The sequence below is a fragment of the Pseudoalteromonas sp. MER144-MNA-CIBAN-0113 genome, from assembly GCF_040308965.1.
GTDB lineage: Bacteria > Pseudomonadota > Gammaproteobacteria > Enterobacterales > Alteromonadaceae > Pseudoalteromonas > Pseudoalteromonas tetraodonis.
Map to the genome: position 1 here is coordinate 1 of NZ_JBEOOG010000374.1, position 269 is coordinate 269.

Annotated in this window: 1 pseudogene; it reads left to right on the forward strand. The window is 39.0% G+C overall.

The features are described 5' to 3' along the window. Positions 1-269: pseudogene (locus tag AAEY57_RS20110) on the forward strand (bifunctional aspartate kinase/homoserine dehydrogenase II); the annotation flags it as partial.

A 269-nucleotide genomic window follows, 5' to 3' on the forward strand; every position in this document is an offset into this window, starting at 1 on the left:
CTTATCAACCGACTTTAATATTAAGTTAGTGGGATTAGCACGTTCGCAAAAACTGCTATTTAATCCCAGCGGCATAAATGTACAGCACTGGAAGAACCAATGGCAGTTAGAGGCTGTTGACTATAGCAGCCAAGATTTATTAACCGCTATTGGCCAGCTTGATTACGAGCATAAAGTGGTTATAGATATAACCGCCAGCGAGCAATTTAGTCAGTTATACCCAGATTTTGTTGCGCTTGATTGTCATTTAATTAGTGCTAATAAATACG